Source organism: Glycomyces amatae (genome assembly GCF_020991375.1).
Lineage (GTDB): Bacteria > Actinomycetota > Actinomycetes > Mycobacteriales > Micromonosporaceae > Glycomyces > Glycomyces amatae.
Map to the genome: position 1 here is coordinate 16,842 of NZ_JAJLQZ010000021.1, position 19,094 is coordinate 35,935.

Sequence of the window (19,094 nt, forward strand, 5' to 3'; positions counted from 1 at the left end):
ACGCTGTGACGAGGCCGGTTCGCAAATCGTCGCGAAACAGGGTCAAGGACGGGAGATGATCCGTCCCCTGAGGATGATGAGCGCGGGTTCGCGCGCGGCGGCGAGATCGGCGCGGGGGTCGCGGTCGTACACGACGACGTCCCCGAGGTCGGCCGGGAGGCCGAGCCACTCGCGCGAGCGCCAGGAGGCGGCGGCGACCACGTCGGCGGCGGGGATGCCCGCCTTCTCGTGGAGCAGGCTCATCTCCTCGGCCGCGAGGCCGTGGTCGATGCCGCCGCCCGCGTCGGTGCCGAGGTAGACCGGCACGCCCGCCTCCCAGGCGCCGCGCACGACCTCGGGGAAGCCCTGCTTGAGGCGGCGCATGTGGTCGGCGTAGCGGGGGAACTTGACGTCGGCCCCGGCGGCGATGTCGTCGAACGTCTCGATGTTGATCATGGTGGGGACCAGGGCGGTCCGTTGCGCCGCCATGCGGTCGAGCAGGTCCGGGTCGAGGCCGGTGCCGTGCTCGATCGAGTCCGCGCCCGCGGCCACGACGCAGGCGGCGGCCTCCTCGGAGAAGGTGTGGACGGCGACCTTGGCGCCCTCGGCCTGGGCGGCGCGGATGGCGGCGGTGAGGACCTCGGGCTCGAAGGAGGGGGCGAGGTCGCCCCGGGAGCGGTCGATCCAGTCGCCGACGAGCTTGACCCAGCCGTCGCCGAGCTTCGCCTGGCGCGCGAGGGCGCCGACGACCTCGTCGGGTTCGCACTCGAGGCCGATGCCGCGCAGGTAGCGCCGGGAGGCCGCGATGTGGTGCCCGGCGCGGACGAGGCGCGGGAGGCCGTCCTCGCCGACGAGCTCGGGGTAGGGGTAGGGCGATCCGGCGTCGCGGATGGCGAGCACCCCGGCGTCGCGGTCGAGGCGGGCGAGGGCCCGGGCCTCGTCGAGGCTCTCGATCGGGGCGGCGCCGCGGCGGATGCCGATGTGGCAGTGGGCGTCGACGAGGCCGGGGAGGGCGAAGCCCCCGGTGGCGACGGTGCGGGCCCCGGGGACGGGGTCGAAGGTGATCCGGTCCCCGTCGACGTAGACGTCGCGCACGGCGTCGTCGGGCAGCCAGACGACCCGCAGGTGCAGAGGCTCAAGCGGTGCGAGTGAAGTCATCGCCTCGCAGTATCGCCCGGGAGGCCCGGCTTGTCCAGACCGGGCGCGCCGGTGAGGCGGGCGGCGGCCGGGGCAGGCGGCGGAGAGGGGTCGGCGGTGCCGCGGTGCGGCGAGGCGGCGGGGTGGCCGGGCCTCCCACCCTGGGTGGGTAGGAAGGTATCGCTCCACACTCCCGCCGCGGACCGACAAGATCGCGCTTGCCCGGCCGCGGCAGTGGCCGGGAACACGTCGGCGCCGCTCGGCCTCGAGCGCCGCCGGCCGGGGCGTGCGGGTCCGGCGCCGGCCGGGACGCGCGCGGACCCGGCCCCGGGCCCGCGGCCTACTCGCCGTCCTTCTTGCCGCGCTTCTTCTGGTCCTTCAGGAACTGCTCGAAGTCGATGTCGGGCAGGTCCCCGGCGTTGAGCTGCGACAGGTCGGGCATCTTGCCGCCCAGGCCCGGCGGCAGCTGCGGCATCGCCTTCGGGGCGGCGGCCGGGCCGCCGCGGCGCGCGACCGGCTTCTTCTTGCCCTTCTTGCCCTTGCGCTTGTTGTACGGCGACTTCGTGGCCTTCGTGCCCGCGGGCAGGCCCATGGCGCCGGACATCTGGCGCATCATCTTCTGCGCGTCCTTGAACCGCGTCAGCAACTGGTTGACCTCGGAGACCGTCACACCGGAGCCGTTGGCGATGCGCAGGCGCCGCGAGCCGTTGATGAGCGAGGAGTCGCGGCGCTCGGCGGGCGTCATCGAGCGGATGATCGCGGAGGTCCGGTCGATCTGCTTGTCGTCGATCGAGTCGATCTGCTGGCGCATCTGGCCGCCCATGCCCGGCATCATCTTCAGGAGGTTGCCGATCGGCCCCATCTTGCGGATGGCCTGCATCTGCTCCAGGAAGTCCTCGAGCGTGAAGTCCTCGCCCTGGAGGAGCTTCTGGGTCATCTCCTCCTTCTGCTCCTCCTCGAACACGGCCTCGGCCTGCTCGATGAGGGTCAGCATGTCGCCCATGCCGAGGATGCGCGAGGCCATCCGGTCGGGGTGGAAGACGTCGAAGTCCTCGAGCTTCTCACCGGTGGACGCGAAGAGGATCGGCTGCCCGGTGACGTGGCGGACCGAGAGCGCCGCGCCGCCGCGGGCGTCGCCGTCGAGCTTGGAGAGGACCACGCCGGTGATGCCGACGCCGTCGCGGAAGGCCTCGGCGGTGTTCACCGCGTCCTGGCCGATCATGGCGTCGATGACGAAGAGGACCTCGTCGGGGTCCACGGCGGCCCGGATGTCGCGGGCCTGCTGCATCATCTCCTCGTCGACGCCGAGGCGGCCGGCGGTGTCGACGATGACCACGTCGTGGCCCTTCTGGCGGGCCTCGGCGATCGAGTCGGTGGCGACCTTGACGGGGTCGCCGACGCCGGAGCCGGGCTCGGGCGCGTAGACGGCCACGCCGGCGCGCCGGGCGAGGACCTCGAGCTGCCCGACGGCGTTGGGCCGCTGGAGGTCGGCGGCGACCAGGAGCGGGGAGTGGTCGTCGCCCTTGAGGTGCTTGGCGAGCTTCCCGGCGAGGGTCGTCTTGCCGGCGCCCTGGAGGCCCGCGAGCATGATGACCGTGGGGGCCTGCTTGGCGTAGTTGAGGCGCCGGGTCTCGCCGCCGAGGATCGCGATGAGCTCCTCGTTGACGATCTTGACGATCTGCTGGGCGGGGTTGAGGGCCTTGGAGACCTCCGCGCCCTTGCAGCGCTCCTTGATCTGGGCGATGAAGGTCTTGACCACCGGGAGGGCGACGTCGGCTTCGAGCAGGGCGAGGCGGATCTCGCGGGCGGTGGCGTCGATGTCGGCTTCGGTCAGGCGGCCCTTGCCGCGGATCGACTCGAAGATTCCCGACAGTCGATCTGACAGCGCGTCGAACACGGGCGAACCTTCCGATGGTGGTTGATGCTCCTACGAGCTTAACGGGGATGGCGGCGCGCCCGCCGCCCGGTGAGGCGGGGGTACCCCGGCGCACGGTCCCGACGCCCCTCCGGAGGGGTGATCCGGGACGGGACGCGGAACGGCCGCCCATCGCTGGGCGGCCGTTCCCCTGGGGGCGACGTGCGGTCGCGCTAGGCGTTGACCTTCTCGGGCTCGCCGGCGGCCTCGGGCAGGCCGGTGCCGATGTTGCCGTTGACGGGCAGGTCGTAGCCGGCCTCGCCGTGCTGGGCGGCGTCGATGCCCGCCAGCTCCTGCTCCTCGCTGATGCGGACCCCGATGGTGACCTTGAGAATCAGGGCGATGACCAGGGCCACCACGAAGGAGTAGGCGACCACGGCCAGGACCGCGACGGTCTGCCAGCCGAGGAAGGCGAAGGAGCCGCCGTAGAAGACGCCGTCCGTGCCGCCGGTGACGCCGCCGAAGGCGAACAGGCCGACCGCGATCGAGCCCCAGATGCCGGCGACCATGTGCAGGCCGACCACGTCGAGGGAGTCGTCGTAGCCGAGCTTGTGCTTGAGGCCGATGGCGAAGGGGCAGAGGACGCCCGCGACGGCGCCGATGGCGATCGCGCCCAGCGGGGTCACGTAGCCGGCGGCCGGGGTGATGGCGACCAGGCCGGCGATGACGCCGGAGCAGGCCCCGAGCACCGAGGGCTTGATGCCGCGGAGGCGGTCGATGAGCAGCCAGGCGAGGATCGCGGCGGCGGTGGCGACCTGGGTGTTGAGCAGGGCCAGGCCGGCGATGGCGTCGGAGACGAAGGCCGAGCCGGCGTTGAAGCCGAACCAGCCGAACCACAGCAGGCCCGCGCCGATCACGACCAGCGGCAGGTTGTGCGGGGCGAAGTTGCCGTCCTTCCAGCCGATGCGGCGGCCGACGACCAGCGCGAGGCCGAGCGCGGCGGCGCCGGCGTTGGCGTGGACCGCGGTGCCGCCGGCGAAGTCGAGGACGCCGAGCTCCTCGATCCAGCCGCCGCCCCACACCCAGTAGGCGACGGGGGCGTAGACGAGGACGACCCAGGCGGTGGCGAAGACGACCCAGGCGGGGAACTTCATGCGGTCGGCCACGGCGCCGGCGATGAGGGCGACGGTGATGATCGCGAACATCATGCCGAAGGCGGACATCGCCCCGGCGGAGACGCCGCCGTCGACCGTGCCGAGGTCGGTGACGTAGCGCAGGCCGAAGGCCGAGCCGACGTCCATGCTGAAGAAGGGGTTGCCGCCGCCGTCGCCGACGGCGATGGACTCGCCGACCAGGACCCAGACGACGGAGACGAGGCCGATGGCGACCAGGCACTTGAGCATCATGTTGATGACGCTGGAGGAGCGGCTCAGACCGCCGTAGAACAGGGCGAGTCCGGGGGTCATGAGCAGGACCAGGGCGGCGGAGATCAGGATCCAGGCGTTGTTGCCGGTGTCGAGTTCGGGCATGGCCGCCTCCTCTCTTCGGAGATGGGTAGGTGCGTGAGGGCTGGAGTCGTGGTCCGGTGCGAGGGGAGCGTCGCTGCTCGGTGCGGGTGCCACGCGCCGACCGCCGGGCCTGGCGGCCCGCCCCGCCGTTGCGGGCGGGATGCGGCCGGCGCGTGTTTCTCCTACCTACCGGAGTGAAGACAGCTTCACCGCGACGTGTTACGCGGCCCGGGCCTGCGTGTTAAGAAGCTGTCGCGAAAGATTTCAAGCGTGTGAACTCCCGCTCACCACGGGCGCTGAGACGCCCACCACTGCAACGCGTGGTGCGGATGCGGCTTTCGGGGCGTTTGCGGTGGGCTCACCGCCGGTTGCGCGGCCGTCACCGAGTCGTTGCGGCATCGTGCCTCCGGCGTCTTGACGTGCGAAATGCGTGAGCGCTAACATCGCTCGGCGTATCGTCGTACGGGACCGCGGCCGCACTGTGTCCTCACCGTGTCCCCTGAACCGGCCTGCGACGAACATAGAAAGAGCGACTGCGATGGCGCAACCGAAGAAGGCAGCCAGTATCTGGGACGTGGCCCGCCTGGCCGGGGTCTCCCACCAGACCGTCTCACGGGTCGTCAACGGCTCCCCGCGCGTGGCCGCCGCCACCCGCGACAAGGTCCTCGAGGCCATCGCCGAACTCGGGTACCGGCCCAACCGGCTCGCCCGCAGCCTCGCGGGCGGCGCGGTCGAATCGGTCACCGTGCTCACCGCCGACACCTCCCTGTACGGGCCCGAGGCGGCCCTGCGCGGGATCGAGAAGGCCGCGCGGTCGCTCGAGTGGAGCGTGTCGATCTCGGTGCTCGACCCCGCCGACACCCACTCCGACGCCGACATCATCGCCCGCCTGCCCCGGGCCGGCGAGCCGACGATCATCATGGCCCACGACGAGCCGGGCATGCGCGCCAAGCAGGTCCTGCTCGACACCCAGCCTCACGCGATGGTCGCGATCGGCCCCTACACCGCCGACGAGCTCGCCGCCTCCCCGTGGCTGGTGGGCATGGACGACGGCAAGGCCGCCGCCGAGGCCACCCGCTACCTGCTCGAACTGGGCCACGAGACCGTGCACCACCTGGCGATCCCGACCTCGACCGGGACGTTCGGCGGCGGCAAGGCCCACCGCGCCGACGGCTGGGCCCGGGTCCTGCGCGAGGCGGGCCGAGAGGTGCCCGAGCCCGTGCCCTCGGGGTGGACGATCACCGAGGCGTTCAAGGCCGTGCGGCCGCTCGTGTCCGACCCGGCGGTGACCGCGATCCTGTGCGGCAACGACCACCTCGCGCTCGCCACTCTGCGCGCCGCGCACCTGGCCGGGCGCTCGGTCCCCGGCGACCTCTCCATCGTGGGCTTCGACAACACCCCGTTCTCGGCGTTCACCACCCCCGCGCTGACCACGGTGAACCAGGACTTCGAGAGCGTCGGGCGCGGCGCGTTCGAGCTCCTGCGCCACCGCGTCGACAGCTCGACCCCCCGCCCCCGGCCGAGCTGGCCCGAGCCCGAGCTCATCGTCCGCGAGACCTCCGGCCCGCCCCGCCCCTGACCGCGACAGGCCCGCTGCCCGAGAAAGGCCCGGCATTCGAAAGGCCCCCGCCATGACCCCTCCTCCCCTCCCGCCGGCGGCACCGGACCGCCTCGTCGCGGACTTCGCCGCCCCCACCGGCCCGGTCCTGCACGGCGCGACCGGGTCGCTCTACGGCGTCTCCGACGACGGCGTGCCCGGCGACGAGCTGCTCGACGCCCTCGACATCACCACCCTCGCGGTGAAGCCCGACGGCGGCGCCCAGCACCCCGGCGGCGCCGCCTCGGACGCGGTCGCGGTGCTGCGCCGCGGCGACCGCGCGGGCAAGGGCACCGGCCTGGCGTTCGTGTACCTCCAGGACCTGTTCGCGAAGTGGCCGTACGAGGACGTGGGCATCGACGTCTACCACGAGCGGCTGTGCGCGGTCGTCCCGCCGATGCTCACCGAGGGGAACGCCGGGCGGCTGGTGCTCGTGCCGTTCAACGAGCCCGACTGGATCTGGTACGGGCTCAAGGAGGACGTCCCGGCGCGGTTCGACCGGTTCATGGCCGACTGGACCACCACGGCGCGGCTGCTGCGGGGCCTGGCCCCGGGCGTGCCGCTGGCGGGACCGAACGAGGCGTACTTCCACCCGGAGTTCCTGCGGCACTTCCTCACCCGCGCCCGCGACACCGGGACGCTCCCGGAGTGGACGGCCTGGCACGAGCTCGCACCGGACTCGCTCGCGGACTTCCGCGGGCACTACGCGGCGTACCGGCGGCTGGAGCGCGACCTCGGCATCGAGCCGCGCGAGGTCAACATCGACGAGTACGGGAACAACCGGGACCTGTCGGTGCCGGGTCAGCTCGTGCAGTGGGCGGCGATGTTCGAGGACGCGAAGGTCCACGCCGACATGGCCTACTGGACCGCCGCGGGCGGCTACTCGGGCGCGGCGCCGCGTCCGAACGTGCCGGGCGGCGCGTGGTGGTGCCTCAAGGCGTACTCGGGGATGACCGGCACCACGGTGCGGGTCACGCCGCCCCGGCCGGACACGGTCGACACCCTCCAGGGCGTCGCGAGCCTCGACCGGGAGCGCGGGACCGCGCAGATCCTCGCGGGCGGCGCGGACGGGGACTTCACCATCGCGGCCGAGGGCCTGGACCCGGCGTTCTGGGGCGAGGCCGTCACCGCCACGGTGCACCGCATCGACTGGTCGGGGTACGAGGGCGCCGCCGGGCCGCCCGTCGTGGTCGACCGCCTCACCGGTCCCCCTGCGGGCCTGGAGGTCGCCGTGCGCGGCGCGGACCGGATGGCGGCGTACTGGGTGACGCTGGCGCGCGGCGCGGGCGAGCCGGTCGGGCCGCCGCCGTGGAAGGGCTCGTGGGAGGCCGAGGAGGCGGTCGTCACCTCCGGCGAGATCACCCGGCACGGCCACGCGGGCGACGGCAGCGGCTTCGCGGCCTCCGGCGAGCACGACGTGAACGGCCTGAACCTGGTCGACTCGGGCGTGGTGTTCCATGTGGAGGTCCCGGCGGCGGGCGAGTACGACCTGGGGATCTTCTACGCGCACATGTACGGGCGGGGCGCCGAGGCGACCGAGCCGCAGCCCGCGCAGCAGGTGCTCACCGTGAACGGCGCCGAGCGGTTCGTGGACTACCCGACCACGATGAACTGGCAGCACCGGTCGATCGCCCACGAGGGCGTGCGGCTGCGGGCGGGCGCGAACACCGTGGAGCTGTCGAAGACCGGCGCGATCGGGACCGCCCGCGGGGAGGTGGCGCTCGACAAGATCGAGCTGACCGAGCACCGGCCCTGCCGCGAGGCATACGACGGGGCCTTCGCGCGGACCGACGGCGACGGCCTGGTCTTCGACCTGTACGCGGCGGCCGACGGCTACCACCGGGTCGAGGGCGCCCTCGCGGGCGTCCTGGCGGGGCCGCAGAACCAGGACGTCCCGGTGGACCTGGAGCGGCCGGTGTTCCTGCACGCGGGGATCAACCGGCTGCGGACGGCCGCCGACGTGGCGGGCCTGGAGGTCCGGCCCGTGCCGGGACCCGAGCCGGTGGAGGTCGACGCCGCCGAGGCGGTCCGGTCGGGCGGCTCGTGCCTGGTGGTGAACGACTTCGCGAACCGCGGGCACGTGATCGGCTGGAACGGGCGGGGCGCGGGCGCGGCGATCACCGTCGAGGCCGCGGCGGGGCCGCACATGCTGCTGGTGAGCTACGCGAACGACGTGCGCGCCGAAGGCCACGAGTACAACGTGGACATCGTCACGCGCCACTGCGACATCACCGTGAACGGCGCCCTGATCGGGCGGTTCCCCATGCGGGGCACCTGGACCTGGAACGACTTCTGGACCTGCCCGGTGATCGTCGAACTGCAGGAGGGCGCGAACACGCTCACCTTCACCAACCCCGATGAGCCCACCGCGGACTTCGAGCGGTTCCGCCTGGCACCGCTCAATCCGTGACCGGACCGTCCGGTATCCGACAGTTCAAGGAGCGCTCGTCACCTTCGGATCACCCGTTCGTTGGACATGCGCGGGGCGGTGGCGGGAGCTCGCCGGTTGCCACATACTGGGGGAACCTGGCCGTCCCGATCCGCACCATTCATCGAGACGCCAGGAAAGGAGGTCGCACATGGGAGGACTCGCGATGGCCGTTGCCGAAACCGACAGCGAAGCAGGCCCCGCCGACCAGGGTGAACTGTGGAAGGCATGGGAAGAACTCGATGTGCCGCCCGGATTCCGAGCGGAGATCATTCGAGGAGACATCGTCTTGTCGCCGTCCCCGACCAGCAAGCACAGCCAGATCTGCGCTCAGATCAGCCGCCAGTTGTGGCCGCTCGCCTCCGAACGCGAGTGGTACTCGGCGAATGAGCTCGGCGTGCGCATTGCGCACACGGACGAGGCGTTGATACCAGATCTCGTCGTGCTGCCGATGGCGGTACTCGACGAGGAAGAGGAGACCCAGGCCGTCGACTCGGGAGAGATCCTGCTCGCCGTGGAGGTCACCTCCGACTCCTCGGCCCGCAGGGACCGGAAGACGAAGCTGTGGAGCTACGCCTACGGGATGATCCCGGTCTACCTCCTGGTGGACCGGCATGAGGGCGAAGGCACGGTGACCGTGTACAGCGAGCCGGACGGCAACGGGAACTACGTCGAGCACCAGAAGACGGCGTTCGGCAAACCGGTGACGCTTCCCGACCCCATCGGGTTCGAGCTCGACACCGGCCCGTTCACGCCGAAGACGCGAAAGGCCTGAAGTGAGCGGAGGGGCCCGCGCCGCGAGGCGCGGGCCCCTCCGCCGTCCGGCTGCTCCCCGGCGAGGCCGTTCAGGGCCTCGAACCGGGCGTCGGCGAGGACGACGTCCCGCGCCTTCACGCTCTCCTCGTCCCGTAAGGGTGATCTCGTGCGCGGCACTGCGACACCGCACCGAGCGACCGCGGCCGGGGCGGGTGCGGATGCGAGACTCGTGACCATGATCAAAGGGTTCAAAGAGTTCTTGATGCGCGGCAATGTGGTCGAGCTGGCCGTCGCGGTGGTCATGGGATCGGCGATGACCGCCCTGGTGACGTCCTTCGGCGACGCGTTCCTCAACCCGCTCATCACACTGGTCACCGGCGGCGCCGAGGTCGGCGGCAGCTTCACGATCAACGGCGTCGAGTTCCCGTACGGGGTGTTCCTCAACGGGCTGCTCGTGTTCTTCCTGACCTCGCTGGCGGTGTACTTCGTCGTCGTGATGCCCATGAACAAGCTCCGCGAGCGGTTCATGTCCAATGAGGAGGAGGCCGAGGTCGTGCGCGAGGAGCAGGTGGTCCTGCTGGAGCAGATCCGGGACCTCCTCCAGGAGCAGCGCCGCGGCCAGCCGTGACGTCCGGGCCCGCCGCGGCGGCGCGGCGGGCCGACGCGGAGGTTTGGCGCGGGAGCGCGGCCGGGTACCCGCCGGGCCGCGGGATCGAGGTATTGCCTGTGTCGCACCCGCGTGGGACGGTGGGGTGGCATCGCCGACCCGCGGTGCGCCGACCCGCGAGACCTGACCCGAAGTGCAAGACCCGACCCCGAAGGACGTACGCCATGGCGACCTCTATCCCTCTCGGTGCCCCGATCTGGGCCGACACCACCACCCCCGACCTCGCTACGGACCTGGCGTTCTACACGCGCCTGTTCAACTGGGCGAGCTTCGACAGCGGCGAGCAGTTCGGGCACTACACGGAGCTGTGCCTGGGCACGACGGCCGCCACGGCCCGGGCGGTCGCGGGGATCGTGGCGTCCCCGCCCGGCGAGCCGCCGGCGGGCTGGGGCGTGGCGTTCCACGTGGGCGACTGCGTGCAGGCCGCGGCCGAGGCCGAGAAGCTCGGCGGGACCGTCGTGAGCCACCCGATGCGCATCGGGGAGGACCTGGTGTACGCGGGGATGCGCGACCCGGACGGGGGCGCGTTCGGGCTGTACGAGCCCCTGAGCGACCACGTCGGCTTCACGGCGTACAACGAGCCGGGCGCGGTCGTGTGGTGCGAGTACGTCTACGACGGCGCCCCGGTGGAGGCGATGCAGTTCTACTCGGAGCTGCTGAACTGGTCGGTGCGGCTGCCCGACGCGGAGGACCCGCCGCGGGACGCGCCGTACGTGGGGCTGTGGACGCACGAGACGAACGTGGAGTTCGGGGGCGGGCGCATGGCGCTGGGCCCCGAGCTGGAGATGAAGCCGCACTGGCTGGTGTGCTTCGGGACCGACTCGGTGGACCTGACCGCGGCGAAGGCGGTGGACCTGGGCGGCTCGGTGGCGGTGGCCCCCGTGGAGGACCCGGGCGGGCGCATGGCGGTCCTGGTGTCGCCGACGGGCGCGCACTTCTCGGTGATGTCGAGCAGGGAACGCGCGAACGACGCGTGAGCGGTTCTCCGCAACGAACGTGAGAGGCCCCGCCGCACTGCGGCGGGGCCTCGGCGCGTCAGCCGAATTCGGGGACCGTGACGGCGCACTCGATTCCGGGGGCGTTCGCGAGTCGCTTGTCGAAGGTCCACAATTCCGCGCCGAACCGCTCAGCGAGCGCGACGTACGCCGCGTCGTACGGAGTCACGTTGTGCCGCAGTTCCCAGATGCGGATTTCCAAGGCCTCCGAAGGTACGCGCTCGATCGAGAGCTCCTTGAGGTCGAACAGCGCCAATCCGGCCCGCTCCTCAGTGAGGACGTTCCTGCGGCAGTACTTGCGGAGGATCGACATCACCTCGAGGTTGACATGAGCAGGAGCAGCCAACTCGTGTTGCCCGAGCTCCTTGCGAAGACGTGTGTCGGCTTCGGTCAGCGACGCCACTGCGGGGGCGAGCACCGATGCGTCGACGATGATCACCGGGCTTCTCGGTCTTCGCGGATCATCGCCACGATCTCGTCGTGGTCGAGCGCAGGGCCCCCTCGGTGCTCCACCCGTGCAAGAACCTCCGCAACGGTGGGCCGCTGCGCTTCCCGGGTGAGCTTGCGGAGCAGGTACTCCTGGAGGGACATGCCCTCGGCGGCGGCCCGAGTCTTCCACACCCGGTGGACCTCGTCGGGGACATTCTTCACCTGGATGTTCTTCATGGTCTCAGCATAACTTTCGATCATGCGACGAGCATATGAATCATGCTTCGCGCATCCTCGCATTTCGCCTCGAGCGGTGTGTCGGGCGCTTCGGGAGCGATACGGCGGCCATCACGGCGAGGGTCAGGGCGATCATCGCCGCGGCCGGGGCGAGGGCCGCGAGCGGCGCCCGCTCGAGGTACGGCATCGATCTCGCCAGGCTCGCGCCCCATTCCGGGGCGTCGGGGCCCGCGCCGAGGCCGAGAAAGCCGAGCGAGGCGATCCCGAGGGCCATCCCCGGCAGCCGCAGTCCCGCGTGCGCCGCGAGCGGCCCGGTCACGAGCGGCAGCGTGTGGCGCCGCAGCATCCATCCCGGTCCGGCGCCGAGCGCCAAGCGCCCTTCGCGGTGCCCGGCGCTCCCGGCCTGCGCGACGAGCGCGGCCGCGTGGGCCGCGAGCGGCGGCCACGAGACGGCGACGACCGCGATCACCGCGCCGAGCTGGCCGCGCCCCAGCACGACCACGACGAGCATCCCGGCGATCGCCACCGGGAACGAGTTGAACGCCTCGGCCAGCGGATGCGCTAGGCGCGGAAGGAAGCCGAGCGCCAGCGCGATCGCGTACGACAGCGCGCACGCCCCGAGCGCCGCCCCCGCGGTCCACGCCGCGCCCTGGCCGAGGCGGGCGAGCACGTCGCGGCCGAGTTCGTCGGTGCCGAGCCAGTGGGCCGCGCTCGGTCCTTCCAGGCGCGTCCCGGTGGCGATGGCGCCGCTGCGGGCGAGCCCGTAGACGACGGCGATCAGCAACGGCGTTGCGGCGCAGGCGAACCAGGCCAGGTGGCGGCGCCGCCCGCCCGAGACGGGCGGGGCGACCGGGATCGCGGCGGCCTCGGCGGCCGGTCCGGCGAGGCGGCGGGCGCCCGCCCGCGCGGCGAGCCCCGCGGCGAAGCCGAAGCCGATGAGGAGCACCATGCACGCCTGGAGGACCGGGAGGTCCTGGGCGTCGGCGGCGGCCAGGGCGGCGCGGCCGAGCCCGGGGATCGCGAAGATCGTCTCGGTGGCGACGGCCGCGCCGGTGATGCTGACGGCCACGATCGCCAGCTGCGGGGCGAGCGGCGGCGCGGCCCGGCGCAGGAGCGCGCGGGCGATCCGGACGCGCGGGTACCCGGCGGCGCGCCACTGCCGCACCCAGTCCTCGGCGGCGACCTGGCCGATGGCGTCGCGGCCGAGGCGGGCGGCGACGCCGCCGCCGGGCAGGCCCATGGCGAGCGCGGGCAGGACGAGGTTCGCGGGGCCGTCGAAGCCGTAGGCGGGCAGGAGGCCGAGCCAGGCGGCGAAGACGGCGACGCCGAGGGTCGCGAGGAGGAAGTCGGGGAGGGCGGCGAAGGAGGCCACGGCGATGCCGCCGGAACGGACGGGCCGCCCGGAGGCGGCGCGGCGCAGGGCGGGCGCACACGCGGCGGCGGTGACCGCGGCGGTCACGAGCAGGGCCGCGCCCATGACGGTGAGGGACGTGCCGAAGGCCGGGACCACGGTGTCGGCCACGGGTGCGCCGCTGGCCCAGGAGGTGCCGAGGTCGCCGCGGGCGAGTCCGGCGAGCCAGTCGCGGAGGATCGCGAGCGGCCCGGCGTCGAGGCCGAGCTCGGCGCGGACGGCGGCGAGGGCCCCCTCGGTGGCCTCGCGGCCGGGGTAGCGGGCGCGCAGGACCGTCAGGGCCGGATCGCGGTCGGCGAGCCAGGGCAGCAGTCCGATCGCGACGAGGACGGCCAGGAGGACCAGCAGTCGCGTCAGCACGCCCCATGCGCCTCGGAGTGCCACGGGTCAGGCCCTGTCCGGGAGGGGCGGTGTCCGCCGCCGGATGGCGGCGATCCGCGCACCGGCGCCGGGGAACGCGACGCGGCGAGCAGGCGCATTGCTTGCGCGCCAAGCAGTGCGCGGTCCGAGCCGAGCGACGGGTGGGCGGGCCGGATGCGGGCCGTTCGAGTGCACGGGGCCGCTCCTACTCCATGTCGGTGGCTGCGGTGATGATCTCGCGTTCGCGCGGGTCGCTGGCGACGCCCGTGACGCCTTGGGCCACACCGGTCACGAGCCGCTCGTGGGCGACGGGCACGAACGCGCCGGTGCCGAGCACGACCGCTTCGGCGTCGAGCACGGCGGCCTGGCGGCGCTCGGCGACGGCCTCCGGGGTGTCGCCCTCGACCGGCGCGGACGCGGTGTTGACCGCGGCGATCGCCTCGTCCACGGCGGGGTCGGCGAGCTGGGAGGCGTTGAAGCCGCCCTCGGAGGCGAAGTCGGAGGCGAGGGCGGTGTAGGCGTCGCCGGAGTCCTGCACGACCGAGCGGGACATCAGGAAGACGTCGAAGTCCCCGGCGAGCATGTCGGGCTCGATGTCGTTGTACTCGCGCACGTCCGTCTCGGTCGCGAACCCGGCGGCCTCGAGCTGCGCGGCGATGACGATGAGCGCCTCGGGCAGTTCGGCCCGGTTGGAGTACGTGCCGAGCCTGAGCGCCTCGCCCGCGGGGGCCGCGGCCTCGGGGAGCGTGTAGTCGCGGTGGTCGGCGGCCCAGGCGAGGGCGGGCCCGAAGAGTCCCTCGGGGGCGTCGGCGCGGCCTTCGTAGATGTCGTCGACGATCGGGGCGGGGTCGACCGCGGCGGCGACGGCGGCGCGCAGCGCGGGGTCGGCGAGGGGGCCCGCGGCGGTGTTGAGGTAGAGGCCGACGGTGCGGGCGGTGGGGGCGTCCTGGAGCTGGGAGTCCTCGAGGTTCGCGATCTGGGCGTAGGGGACGGCCTCGAGCACGTGGGCCTCGCCGGAGCGCAGCGCCGCGACGCGGGTGGCGGCGTCGGGCACGTAGTCGGCGCGGTAGCCGTCGAGCAGCGCGGGCTCGCCCCAGTAGTCGTCGTTGCGTTCGAGGACGACGCCGGTGGCGGTGGACTCGGTGATGGTGAAGGGCCCGGTGGCGTGCCCGACCGGGTCGACGGCGCCGTTTCCAGACGTGCCGCCGCCGTAGGCGCCCGGGGAGAGGATCGCGAGCTGCGGGCTCGAGAGCCGTTGCGGGAGCACGGGGTCGGCTTCGACGGTGGTGACGCGGAGGGTGTGGGTGCCGGTGGCCTCGGCGGCGAGGCCGATCCCGTCGATGACGCGCGGGACGGCCGCGGCCGCGGCCGCGGCGTTGAGGCAGGCGGCGACGGCGGCGGCGTCGAGGGCGGCGCCGTCCTGGAAGGCGACGTCGTCGCGGAGGGTGAGGTCCCAGGCGGTGCCCTCGGCGCGGGTCCAGTCGAGGGCGAGGCGCGCGACGGGCAGGCCGTCGTCGTCGAGGCCCAGGAGGGTCTCGGCGACGGCCCAGCGGGCGAGGAGGAACGCGTCGTCGGAGTGGGGCGAGAGGGCGGCGGCGGGGGTGAGGGCCATCGCGATCGTGAGGCGGCCCGGCGCGGCGCCGCCGGAGTCGAAGCAGCCGGCGGTGGCGAGGAGCCCGCCGAGGCCGAGGGGGGCGGCGGCGAGCAGGGAGCGCCTGGAGAGCGGCATGGAGTGAGTCTCGTCTCTTGTCGCGAAGGTCTTCCTATTGCAAGTCGAGTGCAATACTGGCATGCATGTCGAGTCTCGTGATGTCCAGTGAAACCAAAGGTGCATCGGATTACGCCCTCCGCCAGGCGGGCCCGGAGGACCTCGCGCAGGCCCGCTCGGTCATGCTCGACACCGTCTACCGCGACTTCGGCCACGGCTACCTCCCCCGGTGGCATTCGGACATCATCGACCTCGAGTCGTTCTACCTGGCGCCGGAGGACAACGCGCTGTTCGTGGCCGTCCGGGACGGCCGGGTGGTCGGCACGGCGGGCGTGCGCGGGCAGACCCCGTTCTCGCCGCCGCACCCGCTCGAGGTGGCCCGCGGCTTCGAGGAGGGCCGCACGGCGAGTCTGTACCGGGTCTACGTGCGTCCCGAGCACCGCCGGCGGGGCCTGGCGGGCGGGCTCGTGGACGCCTGCCTCGGGTTCATCGCCTCGCGCGAGCGCTACACGGGCGTCTACCTGCACACCGACGCGCGCACGCCGGGCGCGGTCGAGTTCTGGTCGCGGCGCGGGGAGGTCCTGTTCGACGAGCGCACCGCGGTCAACGACCTGCGCGAGGACGCGGGCGAGCCGTTCGAGACGGTGCACTTCAGGCTGCGCATCCCGCGCTGAGCGGGGCGGGGCCGCGCCGTCGCTCATCGGGGCGGCGGCGGCTCACGTGTCCTCGTACGGCAGCCCCACGTAGTTCTCGGCCAGCACGGTCGCCTGCGCGCGCGAGCGCACGACCCCTTCGAGCCGGGCCCGCTGGAGCCGCCGGTCGAACCCGGCTTCGCCGTTCTCCTGAGGGCCGAAGGCGTGCAGGAGGCTCGTCATCCACGCCGAGAAGTGCTGGACCCGCCACACGCGCCGCAGGCACGCGGCCGAGTAGGCGTCGAGCCCGGCGTCGTCCCCGGACCGGTAGTGGTCCTCCAGGGCGCGGGCGAGGACCCGCACGTCGGCCACGGCGAGGTTGAGGCCCTTCGCGCCCGTCGGCGGCACGATGTGGGCCGCGTCCCCGGCCAGGAAGAGCCGCCCGAACCGCATGGGCTCCACCACGAACGAGCGCATCGCGGCCACGTCGACGGCACGGACGGGCCCGGTCCGGAGGGTGAAGCCGGGCACGGTCTCGTGGCGGGCCTTGAGCTCGGCCCAGATCGCCTCGTGGGTCCAGTCCTCGGGCCGCGTCTCGGGCGGGACCTGGAGGTAGAAGCGGCTCACACGGTCCGACCGCATCGAGTGCAGCGAGAAGCCGCGTTCGGAGGCGGCGTAGATCAGCTCGGCGGCGGAGGGGGCGACGTCGGCGAGGACGCCGAGCCACGCGAACGGGTAGGTCTTCGCGAAGACCCGCAGGCGTTCCGGGGGGACGGAGGCGCGCGAGACGCCGTGGAAGCCGTCGCACCCGGCGATGAAGTCGCAGTCGAGGCGCTCGCCGCCGAAGGTGAGGTGCGGGGCGCCGTCGATGCCGTGGACGGCGACGTCGTCGGCCTCGAAGCGGATCTCCACGCCCGCGGCGAGGTTCGCCGCGATGAGGTCCTTGACGACCTCCTGCTGCCCGTAGACGGTGATCGCGCGGCCGGGCACGAGGTCTTCGAACGCGATCCGGTGGCCCGCGCCGCCGAAGCGCAGCTCGATGCCTTGGTGCACATGGCCTTCGGCGAGCATCCGCTCCCCCGCGCCCGCGGCGGCGAGGGTGTCGGCGGTGCCCTGCTCGAGGACGCCGGCGCGCACGCGCGACTCGCAGTGCGAGCGGCTGCGGCGCTCCAGGACGACCGCGTCGATGCCGCTGCGGCGCAGCAGGAGCGCGAGGAGGAGCCCGGCGGGCCCGGCCCCGATGATCCCGACGCGGGTCCTCATCGGTCCGCCTCCGCGGCCGGGCCGGCGCCCTGCCCGGCCGCCCGGATCTCCTTCCAGACCGCGCCGCGCGGCTTCGCGAACTCGGGGCCGGAGCGGATGCCGAGCCGGTCGCGGTCCCCGCCGCCGCAGGCGGTGACGGTGCCGACGGGGGTGGCCGCCGGTGCGGCGAGGGCGAGCGGGCGTCTCATGGGTGCCTCCGGGGACGAGGTGAGGGCACCGGATGTTCGCGATGCGAATACTCGTTCACATATCGAAGTTAATGGATACCCGACACGAGGTCAAGACCGGACCGCCCTCGGCACGGCCCCGGCCCCGGCCCCGGCCCCGGCCCCGGCCCCGGCCCCGGCCCCGGCCCCGGCCCCGGCCCCGGCCCCGAATTGTCACACCGCCGCGGCATTGTTGCATCGGGGGGCCTTGCGGCGCAACACACCCGACCTCGGGGGACGGCGCCGCCCCGGATTGTCGGACCCGCCTGTCACCCTTGTGCCGGGGGCTTCGCGAACCGCCCCCGGCGGCATCGCCCCTGCCCGAGGACCGGTCCCGAGACGACCCTCCTCAGTCGGCCGCGGAGCCGATCCGGACCCTGTTGCCGTCCGGGTCGATCAGCTCGACCTCCCTGGTCCCCCACTCGGTCTGCTCGGCCTCGCCGCCGAACCGGGCCGCGATCGCGTCCACATCGCGCAGCCGCAGGTACACCACCCCGTCCGGCTTCGCGTCCTCTTCGTGCTCGGACAGGAACAGCCGCACCGGCCCCCGCGCGACCGACGCGAACGCCGGGAAGCCCGGTTCGAACCGGTGCACCCACTCCTCGGTGAACCCCAGCCGCGCGTACCAGGCCGCGGCGGTCTCGGCGTCGGCGACGCGGAGGATCGGAATCGCCTGCTCGGCGGTGTCTTCAGTGCTCATCCGGCCATCGTGCCAGCCCGCACCGACAATCCCGGGGAACGGCGAGGGGCCGCCCCGGCGGCAGGGCGGCCCCTCTCCGGTGTTGCGAATCCCGGGTCTAGCCCCGGTGCCGGCGGTCGTCGCGCGCGGCGACCGCCAGTTCCGGGAAGTCGCTGAAGACCGCGTCGACGCCGAGGTCGTAGAAGAGCGCGAACTCGGCCTCGATGTCGCCCCACGCGGCCGGGTCGTCGCCGTCGCGGAGGTTCGCGGGCAGGAACGCGTTCTCGGCGCGGAAGGTCCAGACGTGCACGTCCAGGCCGCGGTCGTGCGCGCGCTCCACCACGTCGGTCGGCTCCGAGACCGAGCCGTCGGCGCCGCGCGGGAAGATGCGGTTCTTGTTGAGGCTCACCGTGTCCAGGGTGCGCGCGTACTCGTCGAGCTCGGCGTCGGAGATGCGGCCCTGGCCGTCGATGTTGAGGCCGATCCGGTTGTCCACGCGCTCGGCGATGTCGAGCAGGCTCTGGTACTCGAAGGACTGGACCCACACCGGCGACCGCTTGCGGTCGAGCCCGCGCTCCTCGAGGAGGTCGGCGAGCGCGTCCTCGATGCTCATGCCCTGCTCCTCGTAGTAGGAGGGGTGCTTCATCTCGGGGTAGGTGACGACCTTCCCGCGGAGGGTGTCCACGTAGTCGAGGACCTCGTCGTAGGTGACGAGCTCGAACTCGCCGTCGTGGGCGGCGCTCTGCGGCCGCAGGTCGGGCAGGCGCTCCTCGGCCCGGAGGGTCTTGAGCTCGGCGAGGGTGAAGTCGTCGGCGAAGAACCCGGTGACGGGGCTGCCGTCGACGAGCTTGGTGGTCTCGCGGTCGGCGAACTCCGGGTGCTCGGCGATGTCGGTGGTCCCGTCGAGCATCGGCTCGTGGCGGGCGAGCAGCTCGCCGTCCGCGGTGAGCACGAGGTCGGGCTCGATCACGTCCGCGCCGAGTTCGACCGCGAGCGCGTAGGCCTCGAGCGTGTGCTCGGGCAGGTGGCCGCTGGCGCCGCGGTGGGCGATGACGATCGGCTCGTCGTGGTGGTGGCCGTGGTGGGGCCTCGCGGCGGCCGGGGCGGCGGCGAGGCCGATGAGGGTTCCGGCGGCGGCCAGCACGGCCGCGCCGCGCAGGAGCAGGCGCTTGCGGGACATGGAAGTCCTCTTCCTGTCGGTGAGCGGGGACCTTCAGCGAACCGCGCGCCGCCGTACCGCGGCCTGC

The 19,094-nt window shown here is 73.1% G+C and carries 17 protein-coding genes; 6 read left to right on the forward strand and 11 right to left on the reverse strand.

Annotation, left to right across the window (positions count from 1 at the left end; all coding sequences use genetic code 11):
* Nucleotides 1-42 precede the first annotated feature (42 nt).
* From LO763_RS23505 to LO763_RS23515, 3 genes are all read right to left on the reverse strand, one after another.
* Nucleotides 43-1,137, reverse strand: coding sequence for an amidohydrolase family protein (locus tag LO763_RS23505; RefSeq protein ID WP_230789692.1), 1,095 nt, complete (start codon nucleotides 1,135-1,137; stop codon nucleotides 43-45).
* A gap of 319 nt (nucleotides 1,138-1,456) precedes the next feature.
* Nucleotides 1,457-3,013: a signal recognition particle protein gene (ffh, locus tag LO763_RS23510; protein ID WP_230789694.1), complete on the reverse strand. Its 1,557-nt coding sequence runs from the start codon at nucleotides 3,011-3,013 to the stop codon at nucleotides 1,457-1,459.
* A gap of 191 nt (nucleotides 3,014-3,204) precedes the next feature.
* Nucleotides 3,205-4,500: an ammonium transporter gene (locus LO763_RS23515; RefSeq protein ID WP_230789697.1), complete on the reverse strand. Its 1,296-nt coding sequence runs from the start codon at nucleotides 4,498-4,500 to the stop codon at nucleotides 3,205-3,207.
* Nucleotides 4,501-5,017: 517 nt separating this feature from the next.
* Here LO763_RS23515 and LO763_RS23520 point away from each other — a divergent pair.
* The 5 genes from LO763_RS23520 (at nucleotide 5,018) to LO763_RS23540 (ending at nucleotide 10,904) form a co-directional block, all read left to right on the forward strand.
* Nucleotides 5,018-6,058, forward strand: a complete 1,041-nt coding sequence (locus LO763_RS23520; RefSeq protein WP_230789700.1) for a LacI family DNA-binding transcriptional regulator — start codon at nucleotides 5,018-5,020, stop codon at nucleotides 6,056-6,058.
* Nucleotides 6,059-6,110: 52 nt separating this feature from the next.
* Nucleotides 6,111-8,486 (forward strand): carbohydrate-binding protein, encoded by a 2,376-nt coding sequence (locus tag LO763_RS23525; protein ID WP_230789703.1) that lies wholly within the window; start codon nucleotides 6,111-6,113, stop codon nucleotides 8,484-8,486.
* A gap of 169 nt (nucleotides 8,487-8,655) precedes the next feature.
* Nucleotides 8,656-9,279, forward strand: coding sequence for a Uma2 family endonuclease (locus LO763_RS23530; protein ID WP_230789705.1), 624 nt, complete (start codon nucleotides 8,656-8,658; stop codon nucleotides 9,277-9,279).
* Nucleotides 9,280-9,495: 216 nt separating this feature from the next.
* Nucleotides 9,496-9,888 (forward strand): large conductance mechanosensitive channel protein MscL, encoded by a 393-nt coding sequence (mscL, locus tag LO763_RS23535; RefSeq protein ID WP_230789708.1) that lies wholly within the window; start codon nucleotides 9,496-9,498, stop codon nucleotides 9,886-9,888.
* A 203-nt stretch (nucleotides 9,889-10,091) separates the two neighbouring features.
* Nucleotides 10,092-10,904 carry a VOC family protein gene (locus LO763_RS23540; RefSeq protein ID WP_230789710.1) on the forward strand — a complete coding sequence of 271 codons (813 nt, stop codon included), beginning with the start codon at nucleotides 10,092-10,094 and terminating at the stop codon, nucleotides 10,902-10,904.
* 58 nt (nucleotides 10,905-10,962) lie between these two features.
* Here the strand turns inward: LO763_RS23540 and LO763_RS23545 are convergent, their stop codons facing one another.
* From LO763_RS23545 to LO763_RS23560, 4 genes are all read right to left on the reverse strand, one after another.
* Complete coding sequence (locus LO763_RS23545; protein ID WP_230789712.1) at nucleotides 10,963-11,361, reverse strand: type II toxin-antitoxin system VapC family toxin; 399 nt, start codon at nucleotides 11,359-11,361, stop codon at nucleotides 10,963-10,965.
* Nucleotides 11,358-11,612 (reverse strand): FitA-like ribbon-helix-helix domain-containing protein, encoded by a 255-nt coding sequence (locus LO763_RS23550; protein WP_230789714.1) that lies wholly within the window; start codon nucleotides 11,610-11,612, stop codon nucleotides 11,358-11,360. The genes LO763_RS23545 and LO763_RS23550 overlap by 4 nt, the downstream gene beginning before the upstream one ends.
* Nucleotides 11,613-11,628: 16 nt before the next feature.
* A complete protein-coding gene (locus LO763_RS23555; protein ID WP_230789717.1) occupies nucleotides 11,629-13,359 on the reverse strand; it encodes an ABC transporter permease subunit in 1,731 nt (576 codons plus the stop codon).
* Between the two features lie 205 nt (nucleotides 13,360-13,564).
* On the reverse strand, nucleotides 13,565-15,088 hold the full coding sequence (locus tag LO763_RS23560) for an ABC transporter substrate-binding protein (protein WP_230789720.1): 1,524 nt from the start codon (nucleotides 15,086-15,088) through the stop codon (nucleotides 13,565-13,567).
* Between the two features lie 65 nt (nucleotides 15,089-15,153).
* On the opposite strand from LO763_RS23560, the gene LO763_RS23565 reads away from it, so the two are divergent.
* Complete coding sequence (locus tag LO763_RS23565) at nucleotides 15,154-15,741, forward strand: GNAT family N-acetyltransferase (protein ID WP_230789722.1); 588 nt, start codon at nucleotides 15,154-15,156, stop codon at nucleotides 15,739-15,741.
* A gap of 42 nt (nucleotides 15,742-15,783) precedes the next feature.
* Here LO763_RS23565 and LO763_RS23570 read toward each other — a convergent pair whose 3' ends face one another.
* The 4 genes from LO763_RS23570 to LO763_RS23585 all read right to left on the reverse strand — a co-directional run bounded on the left by LO763_RS23570 (nucleotide 15,784) and on the right by LO763_RS23585 (nucleotide 19,027).
* Nucleotides 15,784-16,962, reverse strand: coding sequence for a 4-hydroxybenzoate 3-monooxygenase (locus tag LO763_RS23570; RefSeq protein ID WP_230789724.1), 1,179 nt, complete (start codon nucleotides 16,960-16,962; stop codon nucleotides 15,784-15,786).
* On the reverse strand, nucleotides 16,959-17,150 hold the full coding sequence (locus tag LO763_RS23575; RefSeq protein WP_230789726.1) for a hypothetical protein: 192 nt from the start codon (nucleotides 17,148-17,150) through the stop codon (nucleotides 16,959-16,961). Before LO763_RS23575 ends, LO763_RS23570 begins: the two co-directional genes overlap by 4 nt.
* 367 nt (nucleotides 17,151-17,517) lie before the next feature.
* Nucleotides 17,518-17,868: a bleomycin resistance protein gene (locus tag LO763_RS23580; RefSeq protein ID WP_230789727.1), complete on the reverse strand. Its 351-nt coding sequence runs from the start codon at nucleotides 17,866-17,868 to the stop codon at nucleotides 17,518-17,520.
* Between the two features lie 97 nt (nucleotides 17,869-17,965).
* Entirely contained in the window at nucleotides 17,966-19,027 is a 1,062-nt protein-coding gene (locus LO763_RS23585) for a glycerophosphodiester phosphodiesterase family protein (protein ID WP_230789729.1), read from the reverse strand.
* Nucleotides 19,028-19,094: the final 67 nt, after the last annotated feature.